Here is a 14,006-nt window from a genome sequence, read left to right as displayed (position 1 = left end):
AGCGCGCTGGAAAACGTCCCTCATCTGAGGCAGGATGTGCGCGGGGAAGGCCGGTCCGTTTGGACAGGCCGCGCCGAAACGGGCAGATTCCGCACATGCTCAAACACGCAACGGCAGCGCTTATCGCGCTCAGTGCAATGGCGGCAATCCCAATTGCTGCACCTGCTCAGACCTATATGTTCGAGACGGGCACGACCCTGCTCGCCAAATGCCGCAACAAGGCGCCCGAATATGCGCTCGCCTGCACCGCCTATATCGTCGGCGCGGTGGACGGCATCAAGAAGGACGTGTTCATCGGCCGCGCCAGGCCCAATTGCTGGCCCGCGCAGATGGACGCGGAGGAAGTGAAGCGCATCGTCATCGCCTATCTCAACCGCTATCCCGACCAGCGAAAGGCGCCCGCCTCCGTCCTGGTCAGCGTCGCGCTCAACGAACATTATCCTTGCGAGAAATAACGCCGGTCGCCCCGGCCGCGCCGCTATAGGAACCCGGCACGCGCCACCGCCGCTATAAACTTGCGTCAGGCTCTGGTTGCGCGTAGGTGCGGCCCCTATTTTAGACTTTTTGGGAGACTCAAAGTGGCGGCGAAGTGGACGCCGGAAAGCTGGCGGGAGCATAAGGGCATTCAGATGCCCGTCTATCGGGATGCCCAGGCGCTTGGCGCGGTGGAGGCACAGCTCAGCCAGTTTCCCCCGCTCGTCTTTGCCGGCGAAGCGCGCAACCTGAAGGCGGAACTCGCCAAGGTCACGGCCGGCGAGGCTTTCCTGCTGCAAGGCGGCGACTGCGCCGAAAGTTTCGCGGAGTTCCACCCGAACAATATCCGCGACACCTTCCGCGTGCTGCTGCAAATGGCGGTGGTGCTGACCTTCGCGTCCAAGCTGCCGATCGTGAAGGTCGGCCGCATGGCGGGCCAGTTCGCCAAGCCGCGCTCAGCCGATACCGAGACGATCGGCGGCGTGGAGCTGCCCAGCTATCGCGGCGACAATGTCAACGACATCGCTTTCACGCCCGAGGCCCGCGAACCCGACGCCCAGCGCATGATCCGCGCCTATAACCAATCGGCGGCGACGCTGAACCTGGTGCGCGCCTTCTCGACCGGCGGCTATGCCAGCCTGGACCGCGTCCATGGCTGGATGCTCGATTTCATGGGCCGCAGCCCCTGGGCCGCAAAGTTCGAGGCGATGGCGGACCAGATCGGCCAGGCGCTCGACTTCATGCGCGCCTGCGGCCTGTCGCCCGAAACCGTACCGCAGCTAGGCGGAACCAGCTTCTACACCAGCCATGAGGCGCTGCTGCTTCCCTATGAGCAGGCGCTGACCCGGCAGGATTCGCTGACCGGCGACTGGTACGATACCTCCGCGCACATGCTCTGGATCGGCGACCGCACGCGGTTCGAGGGTTCGGCCCATGTCGAATATCTGCGCGGCATCGGCAATCCGATCGGCATGAAATGCGGACCCAGCCTGGAGCCGGACGCGCTCATTCGCCTGCTCGACATCCTCAACCCCTCGCGAGAGGCGGGCCGCATCACGCTGATCACCCGCTATGGTCATGACAAGATCGAGGCGGGCCTGCCCAAACTGGTCCGCGCAGTCCTGCGCGAAGGCCATCCGGTGGTCTGGTCCTGCGACCCGATGCACGGCAATGTGATCAAGGCGGCCAATGGCTACAAGACGCGCCCCTTCGACCGCATCCTGGCCGAAGTGCGCGGCTTCTTCGCCGTCCACCGCGCCGAGGGCAGCTTCGGCGGTGGCATCCATGCCGAAATGACTGGCCAGAATGTGACGGAATGCACCGGCGGCGCTGTGGCGATCACCGACGAAGGACTGGCGGACCGCTACCACACCCATTGCGACCCGCGCCTCAACGCGGCGCAGAGCCTCGAACTCGCTTTCCTGCTCGCGGAAATGCTGAACGAGGAACTGAAGGAGCGCCGCGCCGCGGCGTGAGGGAAAAAGCGCTTTCGTGTTCCTGCGAAGGCAGGAACCCAGTTCGAACCTTGGGACTGGACTCCTGCCTTCGCAGGAGTACGGAAACGCTTCAATCATGAGTAAATACAGCAGAATCCCCGGCCAGCACTGACGCCTTGAGCGAAATATACCGCGCTTGCCGACCTACTCCCTTCCCTTGCTCGACAGGATAAGGGACCATCAATGACGCAAGCACTGGCCGTCGAAACCCGCAGCTTCCGCGACCTGCGCGCCTTTGCGGCGGACGCGACGATCCCCGCCGACGCCCATGGCGATCCCTTTCTCGCCAGTCGCGCCGCGCTCGATCTCCCCCAAGGCCCGATCTCGATCAGCCTCGTCGTCCTGCCCCAGGGTCGCGGCCGCGTCGAAGCCCTGCCCGACGACGAATTCCTCATCCTCCTCGACGGCGCGATCACCCTCGAAACGGCCGACAGCATAACCCAGCTAGCCGCCAACCAGAGCGCCGTCATCACCAAGGGCACAGCTTTTGCCTGGTCCTCCCGCGAGGGCGCCCGCCTCATCGCCATGCGCCGCAACGGCAGCCCGGACAGCAGCCCCGCCATCATCTCCATCGACGAAAGCGCCCCGCTCGAACCGTCCAACCCACCGCTGGCCGAACTGCTGGTCGGCCCGACGCCCGACTGTCGCAACTTCACCGACTATCGCTCGGCCGACACCGAATTCGTCTGCGGCACCTGGGATTCGACGCCCTATCATCGCCTTTCCATGCCCTATCGCCATTATGAGCTGATGCACCTGCTCGACGGCAGCGTCACCTTCGTCGACGGCGACGGACGGGAAGGCACTTTCCGCAAGGGCGACATCTTCCTGGTCGAACAAGGCGCGCATTGCAGTTGGGAAAGCCGCGAACATGTGAAGAAAGTCTACGCCATCTACCGTCCCGCCTGAACTCCCCATTCTTCACCATCATTCCCGCTTTAGCGGGGATGGCGGACGTTGCCCGAACCCGTCATCGGCACTCACTGTCACGACGTCGTAACATTGTCATGATTCAGCCCTTGCTTTGGCGGTGCAGCAAGATAGCTTCCGCGCATGGCAAAGGAACCGCAATTGGCGACCATCGCCGTCTACAGCCTCAAGGGGGGCGTGGGTAAGACCACCTTCGCGATCAACCTCGCCTGGGCATCCGCAAGCATCTCGAAACGGCGAACATTGCTCTGGGATCTCGATCCGCAGGCGGCAGCGAGCTGGCTGATCTCCACCGACATGCAAAGCCGCGACGCCGCGCAGGCGATCTTCAGCAAGGATGTGGAGGTCAGCAAGCTGATCCAGCCCTCGACCGTGCCGGGCCTCGACCTGATCGCGGCCGATACCTCGCTGCGCAACCTCGACCATCTGTTCCGCGAGATGGACAAGAAGAAACGCCTCGCCAAGCTGATCGACACGCTGGGGCGCGATTATGACCGCATCATCCTCGATTGCCCGCCCGGCCTCACCGAAACCAGCGAACAGGTACTGCGCGCCGCCGACATGATCGTCATCCCGGTCATCCCCTCCCCCCTTGCCCAGCGCGCCATGGGGGAAGTCGCCCGCTATCTGGTCCAGCGCGGCGGCAGCCACCCGCCGATCATGCCGGTCTATTCCATGGTCGACCGCCGCCGCGCCCTGCACCGCGCCGCACTGGAATCCCAACCCGGCTGGCCCGCCATACCCATGGCCAGCACGGTCGAGCAGATGGCGGTTCGCCGCAAGCCGCTGGGCGCCTTCGCGGCTTCATCCCCGTCCGCCCAGGCCTTTGCCGGGCTGTGGACGAAGATCGAGCGGCAGATACAGCGACGCTAAAGGGAGCATGTGAGTTCTACTGGAGCAGAATCCGACCCGATAGCATCGGATCGGCTGCTCTAGACCCTTGTTTTGCCGCGTTTTCCGAGTCAGCAGACGATTCTATCTGGTTGGAAAACGCTCTGGCGCGTCGCCGCGTCCCGCGTTAAGTCTTTGCTTGATGACGATTGACCCGCTGGTGCTGTTGCAGGCTTACGCGATCGGCGTGTTTCCGATGTCCGACGATCGCGAGGCGGACGAGGTTTACTGGATCGAGCCGAAGCGGCGGGCGATCATGCCGCTCGATGGTTTCCACATCTCCCATTCGCTGGCCAAGACGATCCGGCAGGAACGGTTTCGGGTGACCGCCAATCGCGACTTCGCCGGGATCGTTCAGCTCTGCGCGCAAGCCGCGCCGGATCGGCCCTCGACCTGGATCAACCATCCGATCGAGCGCGCCTATCGCCATTTGCACGAGATCGGTTTCGCCCACAGCGTCGAAGTGTGGGAGGACGAGGAACTGGTCGGCGGGCTTTATGGCGTCGCGCTGGGGCAGGCTTTTTTCGGGGAAAGCATGGTGTCGCGGCGGACCGATGCGTCGAAGGTCGCGCTTGCCTGGCTGACGGCGCGGATGCGCTTCGGTGGCTTCACCCTGCTCGACTGCCAGTTCATGACCGATCATCTACGCTCATTGGGCGCGATCGAAATCAGCCAGCGGGATTATCTTCAATCGTTGGCGGGGGCGCTCGACGGCGTGGCGCTGGGGGCTGGACGGGCCGTGCTGGCGGGCGGCTCCGGCGTCTGGGCGGAACTGGCATTTTCGCCGCTCGCCGGGGACGCCTTGGCCGGACCGCCGTCCGATACCTCGCCCTTGTCGCCCAGCTTCACCGTGTCGGGGCCGGTTTCGGGCCAGGCCATCGTGCAGCTTCTCACCCAGACGTCATAGATCGGGTGCTGGACCACATTGCGGTCCGGCCGTTCCTTGAACAGCCAGCCGGAAAAATTGCGGCGCCATTTATTGTCGGCGGTGCTGCGCACGTCTAGCTGCACGAAAGCCCCGGTTTCCTGAACATTTTCCCAGGGCGCGGTGGTTTCGCAGGCTTGCAGCCGGACGATGGCGTCGCCCACGCGCAGCGCTTCGCCGGGCTTCATCTTCAGATCGGTGGTGATGCCGTTGCGCTTGTTGAGCAGGCCGATCACGGCGACCCGCTCGTTCATCGGCGTGCCGGACAGGGCCGACTCGTCGCCGTCGCGGATCTTCTGCCCTTCGATGCGGACGGGGCCGGTCCGGTTCTCCGTAGGCATGTCGTCGCCGCCGCAGCCTGCGAGAATCAGCGTGCAGCCGAGAATCGGCAGGAAGCGTCCCACCGGGCGCCGCGTCATGATGCGTCGGGGCTCCACGCCTCATAGTCGCCGGTCGCCTTCTGGCGCTGGCCGCCCTTTTCCAGCGCGCCCGAGGGGCGATAGGCCTGGGCGGTGCCGGTGGCGTTGGGGGTGAAGTCCTTTTCCCAGATGCGCGGCGGCGGCAGAAAGCTTTCCGGCGCGCCCTCGATCGTATGATGCAGCCAGCCGTGCCATTCGGCGGGCACGCGGCTCGCGTCATTGGGGCCGTTATAGATGACCCAGCGACGGGTCAGGCCATTGGGGTCGGTGCCGCCTTCATAATAGACATTGCCCTGATGATCCTCGCCCACCTTGGTGCCCTTGCGGGAGGTGTAGAGCGAAGTGCCGATGGTCGCGCCATCCCACCAGGTGAAGATCTTGCCAAGGATTCCCATGGGCGAAGCGCTTAGCCGTTGGGGCTGGCGCTTGGCAAGGTCGTTCTGGTCAGCGAGGGCAGAAATTGAGGGGGTTTGATGGGGCCGGCCGGTCGCAATCGCCCCAGTTGACGCGATCGCCTTCCCTGATCCCAAGTTCGGCCGCGCGGCCGCCGCGCAGTTCGAGGACGGCGGCGACGGGGATGCCCGCCGAAACCGGCTCGCGGGAATAGGGCACGGCATTGGCCTTCAGGAAGGCGATGCTGCCGTCGGTGTGGATGAAGAGCATGTCGAGCGGGATCAGCGTGTTCTTCATCCAGAAGCTCGCGGTGCGCGGCGGCGACATGGGAAAGAGCATGCCGGAGTCGGCGTCCAGCGACTTGCGGAACATCAAGCCCTGTTCCTGCTGCTTTTCGGTGAGGGCGACTTCGACGGCGAAGCGGTGGGTGGTTTTGGCGGTGTGGATGGCGAGGGGAAGGAGGGTGGTCTGCAGGGTGGCGGCGTTTTCCGTTTTGGGGGCGCTCTGGGAACAGGCCGCGAGGAAGGCGAAGATGAGGAGAGGGAGGCGCTTCATGGGGATGGAGTTAGCCTATTCGCCGGGAACGGTCGATTCCTCCATCGTCGCTCCCGCCTGCGCGGGAACGGCAAAGGGCTATATGTCCGCTTCCGGCACTTCCCCAGGCGCGGCGTCGGTCCAGCGGCGGGCCGTGGCGTAGCTGTGACCGGCGCGCAGGAAGGCGGCGATCCATTTTTCGCGTTGTTTCGGGTCCGGGCGTGCCTGCGCATAGGGGCCGATGCGCTTGCGGCGGGCGAAGCGGTCGGCGGCGGTCCAGCCTTCGTTCCGGGTCTGAGTGTCGGCTTCCTCGCGATCGGATTGCGCTATGCCGTCGGCGCGCAGCGTTTCGGCAACGCGGCGCGCACCATAGCCGCGGCGGGCAAGCGAGGCGCTTTTCATCACCGCATAGCTGGCGTCGTCGACATAGCGCAGTTCCGTGAGGCGATCGACCAGCGCCTGCGGGTTGGCGGGCTCTTCCCCTCCCCAGCCGCGTTCCTGGATTTTCCGGCCCAAATAAGCGAGCAGCTTGGCCCGGCTGGTCGCGAAACGCCCGACATAGCGCAGCGCCAACTCGCGCAGGGCTCCTTCGTCGAGGGGAGAAGGGGGACGTTTATCGGCCATGGCAACGCTTCATGTGGTGCTTATGCCTTTGGCGCCTTGATTATGCCACAGTGGGGCCGGAATTTTACCGCCCCTTTGGGAGTAGAAGCCCAGACTGGAATGCAACTATCCGGTGCAAAGTCACGCGAAAGCTGTTAGCGGCGCGCCGGAATATGACAAACATGACATTGGGTGACACCAATATGACGGGTTCGCAAAGCATGATGGCACCTACGCCGACCACCGACGATCTGCCCCGCCGTTTTTCGGACTTCGAGACGCTGGGCGAAGCGCTGGACTATGCTGCGGCCGGACGGCGTGGCCTGAACTTCCACGATGCGCGGGGGAATCTGGCGCGGCCCTATCCGTTCAGCGAACTGCGCGCGGACGCGCTTCGCTGCGCCCACCGGCTGATCGCCCATGGGGTGAAGCCGGAAGATCGCGTGGCGCTGGTGGCGGAAACGGGTGCGGATTTCGCCCAGCTTTTCTTCGGCATCGTCTATGCTGGCGGATGGCCGGTTCCGTTGCCGCTGCCGACCAGCTTCGGCGGCAAGGAAAGCTATATCGACCAGCTCAATGTCCAACTGTCGAGCTGCGATCCGATGCTGTTCCTCTTTCCCAAGGAACTGGAGGAGATGGCGGGCGAGTCCGGCCGCCAGATGAATGTCGAGAGCATCGCTTTCGAGGATTTCATCGCCCGTGACGCCGTGCCCTGCGCCCTGCCGCAGGCGCAGCCGCAAGAAATCGCCTATCTGCAATATTCCAGCGGTTCGACCCGCTTCCCCCATGGCGTGGCGGTGACGCATCATGCGCTGCTCAGCAACCTCGCCGCGCACAGCCATGGCATGCAGGTGCAGGACAGCGACCGCTGCATCAGTTGGCTGCCCTGGTATCATGACATGGGCCTGGTCGGCTGCTTCCTGTCGGTCGTCGCCAATCAGGTGTCGACTGATTATATGAAGACAGAGGATTTTGCCCGCCGTCCGCTGGCATGGCTGGACCTCATCAGCCGCAATGAAGGCACGTCGATCAGCTATTCACCGACCTTCGGCTATGACATCTGCGCGCGCCGCATGTCGAGCCAGACCAAGGCGCAGGATCGTTTCGACCTGTCGCGCTGGCGGCTGGCCGGCAATGGCGCGGACATGATCCGCCCCGACGTGATGCAGAGCTTCGTCGATGCCTTTGGCGATGCGGGCTTCAGCCCCAAGGCGTTCCTGCCGAGCTATGGCCTGGCCGAAGCGACGCTGGCCGTCACCATCATGCCGCCGGGCGAGGGCATCATCGTCGAGCTGGTCGAGGAGACCGACCTGTCGGGCGGCGACGCGACCGAAGGGCGCCCGCAGCGCTTCCGCTCCATCGTCAATTGCGGCAAGCCCGCGCGCGACATGATCGTGGAAATCCGCGACGAGGATGGCGCCAAGCTGAACGAGCGCCAGATCGGCAAGGTGTGGACCACCGGGCCGAGCCTGATGGTCGGCTATTTCCGCGATCAGGAGGCGACCGACGCCTGCATGCTCGACGGTTGGCTCGACACCGGCGACATGGGCTATTTGAGCGACGGCTATCTCTACATCGTCGGCCGCGCCAAGGACATGATCATCATCAACGGCAAGAATCACTGGCCGCAGGATATCGAATGGGCGGTGGAGCAGCTTCCCGGTTTCAAGCAGGGAGACATCGCCGCCTTCGCCATCACCACGCCGGGCGGCGAGGAAGCGCCCGCCGTGCTGGTGCATTGCCGCACCTCCGACAATGACGAGCGCACGCGGCTGCGCGACCAGATCCGCGAGCGGGTGCGGGCGATCACCGGCATGAACTGCGTGGTCGAACTGGTGCCGCCGCGCACCTTGCCCCGCACCAGCTCGGGCAAGCTCAGCCGGTCGAAGGCGCGCAACCTCTATCTGACCGGCGAAATCCGGCCCTACGACATCGCCGCCTGATCCCCTTCGCACGGCGCCTGCCGGGCGCTGCGCTTTTTTCGCCCCAGCGTTACGGATTGATAACCGCTTGCTGTTAAACCGGCAGGGTGAAAAGCGGGCAAAGGCCATCCTCTGAACAGGCTCGTCAGGAGCGGATATCGCTTCGGGCGATGATGGGCCTTATCGCCGTTCCGGGCGATGCGGCGGAACGGGTGCTGGCCGCGCAATTGCGTTCGGCCGATCATGTCGCGCTGCTGCGGCAGGCGATGAATGTCTTCGGCCTCGTGTTTCTGTGGCAGGTTTTCGGGCATCATGGTTCGGCCCCCCGCCTGATGCTGTGGAGCGTCGCGCTGGTTCTTTCCATGGGCGTCGGCGCCTTTCTGGGACGCAAGCGGACCGCCGGCGGGGTGAGCGCGACCGATCTCAGGGTTCACGGCTTTACCGGCCTGCTCCATGGGCTGGTCTGGGCGGCGTGCATGATGTCGCTGTCCTCGGGTCATGGCGCGGGCCAGTTGGTGGCGCACTGGACGCTGATCAGTTGCGTCATGGTCTGCGGCGCGATCAGCTATGCCCCGACCCCGCTGGCCGCGACCGGCTTCCTGCTGCCCTGCATCGTCGGACTGTTCGCCATGTTCGGCGGACGGGATCAGGCGCCGCTGCTGGCGCTCGCCACCAGCTATGCGCTGTCGCTGCTGGTCGGCTGTTTCCTTTATGCGCGGACCTTCGCCCGCCAGCACAGCGCCAGCGTGCAACTGGAGGAAAAGAGCGAGGTCGTCAGCCTGCTGCTGCGCGAATATGAACATGGCGCGTCGGACTGGCTGTGGCAGACCGATGCTGCGCGGCGGTTGAACGGCGTGTCGCCGCGCCTTGCCGAAATGCTGGGCCGCACGCCGGCCGAGGCGGAGGGCGTGCTGCTGGTGCAGTTGCTGGCGGGCAGCTCTTGGGAAAGCGGCCTGTTTCCGACCGAATTGCACGCCCTTGCCGATCATCTGAAGCGGCGGGAGAGTTTCAGCAACATCGTCCTGCCGGTCGAACTGGCGGGCGTGGTGTGCTGGTGGGAGCTGTCGGCGTCCCCGCGCTATGATGAGGGAGGGACGTTCCTGGGTTTCCGGGGCGTCGGATCGGATATTACCGAGCAGCGGGAATCGGCCGAGCGGATCGCGCAACTTGCGCGTTTCGATCCGCTGACGGGCCTGCCCAACCGCACGCATCTGCGCGATGTGCTGGACAAGGCGATGGCGGGCGGCGCGGGGCGCGGCCCGGGCTGCGCCTTCCTGATGATCGACCTCGACCGGTTCAAGGCGGTGAACGACACGCTGGGCCATCAGATCGGGGACAAGCTGCTGACCCAGGTGGCGCGGCGGTTGCGGCATATCTGTTCCGGCGCGGAATTTTGCGGGCGAATCGGCGGCGACGAATTTGCCGTCGTCGTCCCGCAGGCGGGGGAACATCACGGTATCGAGAAGCTGGCGATCAAGATCATCAGCGGCCTTTCCGCCCCCTATCAGGTGGACGAACATACGCTCTATGTCGGCGCGTCAGTCGGTTCGGCGGTGTCGCCACAGGACGGCAGCGAATCCGAAGCGCTGATCCGCAGCGCGGACCTGGCCCTCTATCGCGCGAAGAGCGATGGCGGCGGCATGCATTGCGCCTATGAGCCGCAACTGCACGCTCAGGCGGAGGAACGGCGCCTGTTGGAACTGGCGCTGCGCGACGCGCTGGAGAAGAACCAGTTGCACGTCCTGTTCCAGCCGGTGGTGGAAGCGCAGGAGGGTGGAATCGTCGGGTTCGAGGCGCTGGTGCGCTGGACCCATCCGGAAATGGGGCCGATTTCACCGGTCAAGTTCATACCCGTCGCGGAAGAAGCACGGTTGATCGGGCCGATTGGCGAATGGGTGCTGCGGACCGCCTGCAAGGAAGCTGCGCGCTGGCCTGAAACCGCGCGGATCGCCGTCAATGTCTCGGCGGAGCAACTGACGCATCCGAGCTTCGTGGGCGCGGTGGTGTCGGCGCTGGCGCAAAGCGGGCTGGATGCACGGCGGCTGGAACTGGAAGTGACCGAGAGCGTGTTCGTCAATGCCGATACGGGGGCGCTCAAGATCCTCGATCAGTTACGGGGGCTGGGGGTTCGGCTGTCGCTCGACGATTTCGGGACGGGCTATTCCTCCCTCGGCTATTTGAGCCGTACGCGCTTCGACACGATCAAGATCGACCGCAGCTTCGTGGTGGGTGCGTCGAACAACAAGGCGGAGAGCCTGGCGATCATCCGGGCCGTGGTGACGCTGGCCGACAGCCTGGGCATGGCGACCACGGCCGAAGGCGTCGAAACCGAGGCGGAACTGGCGATGGTCCGCGGCCTTGGCTGCCGCAAGGTGCAGGGCTTCTATTTCGGGCGGCCCATGCCGGCGTCGGACGCGGCAGCGCTCTTCCCGACAGATCAGTTGCGCGCCCGGGCTTAGATTTCATACCGTTGGAATGTGGGCGTGTGAGCTAAGGGTGAGACTTTGGCTTAGGGACGTGATGGGTGGAAGGCGGACGCTTCCTGTTTTGTCATTCCCGCGAAGGCGGGAATCCATCTCCCAGCGTTGCATCAAGCGGTTAGGTCAGGAGATGGATCCCCGCCTTCGCGGGGATGACGAACTTCGAAAATGTCCGCTAGTGGTCGTTCCCAGACCCCTCTTCCCTCTTGAAAGGGGACAGGAGGAACTGGAGTGCCGGGATTATCCGGGATCATGCGGGGCCTCGCGGAATAGAACCGCCAAAAATCGGGCGTTTTCGACGTTTTACGGAAAAATCGGGCGGCCTTCGCTCTGTCTATAGTGAGTGGGCGTTTAGACAGTCGGCGGACCAGACAAATTAGAGTGCGCGCCTTCTGAGAAGAATTTTCGGCGCGGCGCGCCAGTGACTTTTAAAGCCCGCTCAGTCGGGGCTTTGAACCTTCTCAGAGCCGTTTAAGGGTGGCGATCGTCGGCATTTCGGGAACGGCGATCCAAAAAGAAGTGGGACCAGTGAGGTCCCACTTCGGGATTCCCCGTCCCACTTTGCTTTGACGCCTACGCCAACGGGGTTTTGTGCCAGTAAACCGGCGCTGGTCGCAACAGTCAGCGACCATGGAAGTGGGCCGATTTTTCAGTTGGGCTTGGCGCCCTCTTTCTCCAGCATTTCCACGACGCTATTGATGATGCCGAGAGCGAGGACCGCCTCATCACGGGTCAGCCTGACGCTCTCGGCATTGAAGTCGTCCAGGGCGGCCGACAGTTTACCGGACAGCAGCTGAGCTATCTCCAGCGCCGAGATTTCGTCCATCGCTTCCATCCCTTCGGATCAGCAGTTGCGGATTTGGAAGCGAGGCTATGATATCCGAAGGCTGAACGCCATAGGCCGCCGCGAGTGCGCTGACCTCGGCCTCTGTAACGGCGGCACCATAATGCAATTCCGATATGCGCGGCTGGGGAATGCCGGTGAGTTTTGCCAGCCTCACGGTCGGCAAAGCATTCTGGAATTGCCATGCCTCGAACCAGCGCGAGCCGGTGCGGATTGCTCGCGCCACCGGATGGGTCTCATCATAGGGCGCATAGAACTGGCTCTTGTCCACCGGGCGTTCGCCCTTGCGTCGTCTGCTGGACATCAACTGCTCCTTCCTTCTCGACGCGCAATTATCCGTTCGATGCGAGAGAGAGGCGTTTCCTGCGGAACTGGGCGAGGTTGTGAGACCTCACGCGGCACGGCCGGGACCAACTCATGCGTGGTCCAGATTTCGGCCAAGGGGTGCATGTAGATTTGCCGGTCCTTCCCAGGCGCCGGTTCATGTTCATCCCATTGGGCGAAACCGGCGTCGATCGCGTCGGCTTGGGCTTGTCGGAGGTCGGGTCGCCAAGGTGCCTTTGCGACGCCTCCGACGCCGAAACAATAAGCGGGATCGCGACGCCGGATCATCAGATTGCCAGCCAGTCGGTTTCGGCGTCGTCCAGAGCCTCATGCAATTCAGGGGGAGCGCCCACCGTGTTTAGGCGCTTGGAAACCGCTTTGACGTCGCCATCCTTCGGGAAGCCTGGGTCTTTGGAAGCGTCTCGCGCGAGATCGCCGATCTGATCTTCCCGCTTGCTCTGGGCCAGTAACCAGCGGCCGAAGCACTCCTTATTGGTATCGAACTGAGATGGATTTGGATGTTGCATATGTTCCTCCACGCCGACTCAATGTCGGTCGATCCAATGAGAACATAAAGAGAACATTAGAGTCAACGATGCCGCCATCCATGTGCCTCATTGGGACAGCCCAGGGAGCGTACTCGTTTCATTTACCGTTATGGAATAGATGAACTGCGAATCACGGAGTTAGCGGACATGCGCGCAACATTGCTGTTGGGAATGGCCTTGCTCGCCGGATGTGCTGATGCTGGCGCGCAAGAGGAACAAAAGTATCGGGCTATCGAGCAGTCGGCCCAGTCCTCAGTGGCTAAATCTGACGCCCTATGTCAGCAGGGAAAAGCTGTGGCTCACGCTTACCTCGCGGCCAACAACGACGCAAAGTTTCGCCATTGGCAATCCATGTCTCAGGCCGACTGCATGAGTGCGGCTTTGAAGAACGCGATGCGCTGATCAGAGCCTAAATTCTCTGTATGAAGCGACCGAGGATACGCGCGATCGGGACGAATTGATCGTCGCTCACTTCCTCCGGATAGATGGTATCGCCTTCTTCGCGATTGCGTGGCTGAAGCGAATAGCGCGCGACCTTTAAGCCCTGCTCGCGGCGCCAAAGAACGATATATCCATCCGCCAAATCTGACGGATCGCATTCCCTACAGAAAACCAAATCGCCTTCGCGCAAATCCTTGTCACCGCGCCTGCTTTCATAATCCGATAGGAGGCGCACAAGGTACAAATCCGACGCTGTGCCCAGTGTTCTATTGAGCCAGTCTTTGCGGAATGGCGTCCGGGATATTGGCTCACCTTTTCCTGTGTCGGTCAGTTCCCGGAGATCGAAGAAGGGCACCATCTCCCATTCTGCATCCGCAACGTCAGCGACTGCCGTGGAGACGGCTCTCTTGCCCGTGAGGAGATAATCCACATTCGTGCGGAGAACCTCCGCCATTTGTGAAAGGTGCTCGGTGGGAAACGGACGCTTGCCGCTCCAATAATTTGAGAGCGCAGAGGGTTTTATACCTGCTGCTGCTCCAAAAGAAGATACGTTTAAATTCAATTCCTTAGCACGTTCGCGGACTCTCTCCGCCATTTTCTCCACAAATCCACCTTGATGGTCCATGTTCGTGGCGTTAGAGTCCACGTTTGTGGATACAACAGAAGGAGAAGCGCTCATGTCAGCCGTGAGCCTCCATCCGCATGTGGTGCGTGGAATTCTGCGCATGCGGTACGGAACGATGGGGAAGTTTTCGCAGAGCCATGGCCTCAACGAGTACCAG

15 protein-coding genes and 1 pseudogene are annotated in these 14,006 nt (G+C 63.1%); 8 read left to right on the top strand and 8 right to left on the bottom strand.

The window, feature by feature from the left end; translation table 11 throughout:
- Positions 1–137: 137 nt before the first annotated feature.
- The 5 genes from HHL26_RS04870 to aat all read left to right on the top strand — a co-directional run bounded on the left by HHL26_RS04870 (position 138) and on the right by aat (position 4,698).
- Positions 138–455: a Rap1a/Tai family immunity protein gene (locus HHL26_RS04870; RefSeq protein ID WP_066561448.1), complete on the top strand. Its 318-nt coding sequence runs from the start codon at positions 138–140 to the stop codon at positions 453–455.
- Between the two features lie 123 nt (positions 456–578).
- Positions 579–1,949 (top strand): 3-deoxy-7-phosphoheptulonate synthase class II, encoded by a 1,371-nt coding sequence (locus HHL26_RS04865; protein WP_066555261.1) that lies wholly within the window; start codon positions 579–581, stop codon positions 1,947–1,949.
- A 204-nt stretch (positions 1,950–2,153) separates the two neighbouring features.
- Complete coding sequence (locus HHL26_RS04860; protein ID WP_066555259.1) at positions 2,154–2,879, top strand: cupin domain-containing protein; 726 nt, start codon at positions 2,154–2,156, stop codon at positions 2,877–2,879.
- Between the two features lie 144 nt (positions 2,880–3,023).
- A complete protein-coding gene (locus tag HHL26_RS04855) occupies positions 3,024–3,773 on the top strand; it encodes a ParA family protein (RefSeq protein ID WP_066555258.1) in 750 nt (249 codons plus the stop codon).
- 160 nt (positions 3,774–3,933) lie between these two features.
- On the top strand, positions 3,934–4,698 hold the full coding sequence (gene aat / locus HHL26_RS24185; protein WP_066555257.1) for a leucyl/phenylalanyl-tRNA--protein transferase: 765 nt from the start codon (positions 3,934–3,936) through the stop codon (positions 4,696–4,698).
- Positions 4,699–4,733: 35 nt separating this feature from the next.
- On the opposite strand, the pseudogene HHL26_RS24580 reads toward aat, so the two are convergent.
- The 4 genes and pseudogenes from HHL26_RS24580 to HHL26_RS04830 all read right to left on the bottom strand — a co-directional run.
- Positions 4,734–4,904: pseudogene (locus HHL26_RS24580) on the bottom strand (DUF2155 domain-containing protein); the annotation flags it as partial.
- Between the two features lie 227 nt (positions 4,905–5,131).
- A complete protein-coding gene (locus HHL26_RS04840; RefSeq protein ID WP_066555256.1) occupies positions 5,132–5,530 on the bottom strand; it encodes an NADH:ubiquinone oxidoreductase subunit NDUFA12 in 399 nt (132 codons plus the stop codon).
- 49 nt (positions 5,531–5,579) lie between these two features.
- A complete protein-coding gene (locus HHL26_RS04835) occupies positions 5,580–6,083 on the bottom strand; it encodes a DUF192 domain-containing protein (protein WP_066555249.1) in 504 nt (167 codons plus the stop codon).
- Positions 6,084–6,161: 78 nt separating this feature from the next.
- Positions 6,162–6,686, bottom strand: coding sequence for a RecX family transcriptional regulator (locus tag HHL26_RS04830; protein WP_066555247.1), 525 nt, complete (start codon positions 6,684–6,686; stop codon positions 6,162–6,164).
- 161 nt (positions 6,687–6,847) lie between these two features.
- On the opposite strand from HHL26_RS04830, the gene HHL26_RS04825 reads away from it, so the two are divergent.
- Together HHL26_RS04825 and HHL26_RS04820 are read left to right on the top strand one after the other, a co-directional pair.
- Positions 6,848–8,608 (top strand): fatty acyl-AMP ligase, encoded by a 1,761-nt coding sequence (locus tag HHL26_RS04825; protein WP_066555246.1) that lies wholly within the window; start codon positions 6,848–6,850, stop codon positions 8,606–8,608.
- Between the two features lie 149 nt (positions 8,609–8,757).
- Complete coding sequence (locus tag HHL26_RS04820; RefSeq protein ID WP_066555244.1) at positions 8,758–11,046, top strand: EAL domain-containing protein; 2,289 nt, start codon at positions 8,758–8,760, stop codon at positions 11,044–11,046.
- Between the two features lie 670 nt (positions 11,047–11,716).
- Here HHL26_RS04820 and HHL26_RS04815 read toward each other — a convergent pair.
- From HHL26_RS04815 to HHL26_RS04805, 3 genes are all read right to left on the bottom strand, one after another.
- Positions 11,717–11,893, bottom strand: a complete 177-nt coding sequence (locus HHL26_RS04815; protein ID WP_240962338.1) for a hypothetical protein — start codon at positions 11,891–11,893, stop codon at positions 11,717–11,719.
- Positions 11,847–12,215: a helix-turn-helix transcriptional regulator gene (locus HHL26_RS04810; RefSeq protein WP_169575942.1), complete on the bottom strand. Its 369-nt coding sequence runs from the start codon at positions 12,213–12,215 to the stop codon at positions 11,847–11,849. The genes HHL26_RS04815 and HHL26_RS04810 overlap by 47 nt, the downstream gene beginning before the upstream one ends.
- A gap of 307 nt (positions 12,216–12,522) precedes the next feature.
- Positions 12,523–12,762 carry a YozE family protein gene (locus tag HHL26_RS04805; protein ID WP_169575941.1) on the bottom strand — a complete coding sequence of 80 codons (240 nt, stop codon included), beginning with the start codon at positions 12,760–12,762 and terminating at the stop codon, positions 12,523–12,525.
- Between the two features lie 168 nt (positions 12,763–12,930).
- On the opposite strand from HHL26_RS04805, the gene HHL26_RS04800 reads away from it, so the two are divergent.
- On the top strand, positions 12,931–13,185 hold the full coding sequence (locus HHL26_RS04800; RefSeq protein WP_169575940.1) for a hypothetical protein: 255 nt from the start codon (positions 12,931–12,933) through the stop codon (positions 13,183–13,185).
- A gap of 7 nt (positions 13,186–13,192) precedes the next feature.
- On the opposite strand, the gene HHL26_RS04795 is transcribed toward HHL26_RS04800, so the two are convergent.
- Positions 13,193–13,903: a helix-turn-helix transcriptional regulator gene (locus HHL26_RS04795; RefSeq protein WP_169575939.1), complete on the bottom strand. Its 711-nt coding sequence runs from the start codon at positions 13,901–13,903 to the stop codon at positions 13,193–13,195.
- Positions 13,904–14,006 lie beyond the last annotated feature (103 nt).

Origin of the sequence: Sphingobium sp. TB-6 (genome assembly GCF_012927365.1) — a bacterium.
Classification (GTDB): Bacteria; Pseudomonadota; Alphaproteobacteria; order Sphingomonadales; family Sphingomonadaceae; genus Sphingobium.
The sequence above is the reverse complement of the archived record's forward strand: the minus strand, read 5'-3'. Positions and strand labels throughout refer to the sequence as shown.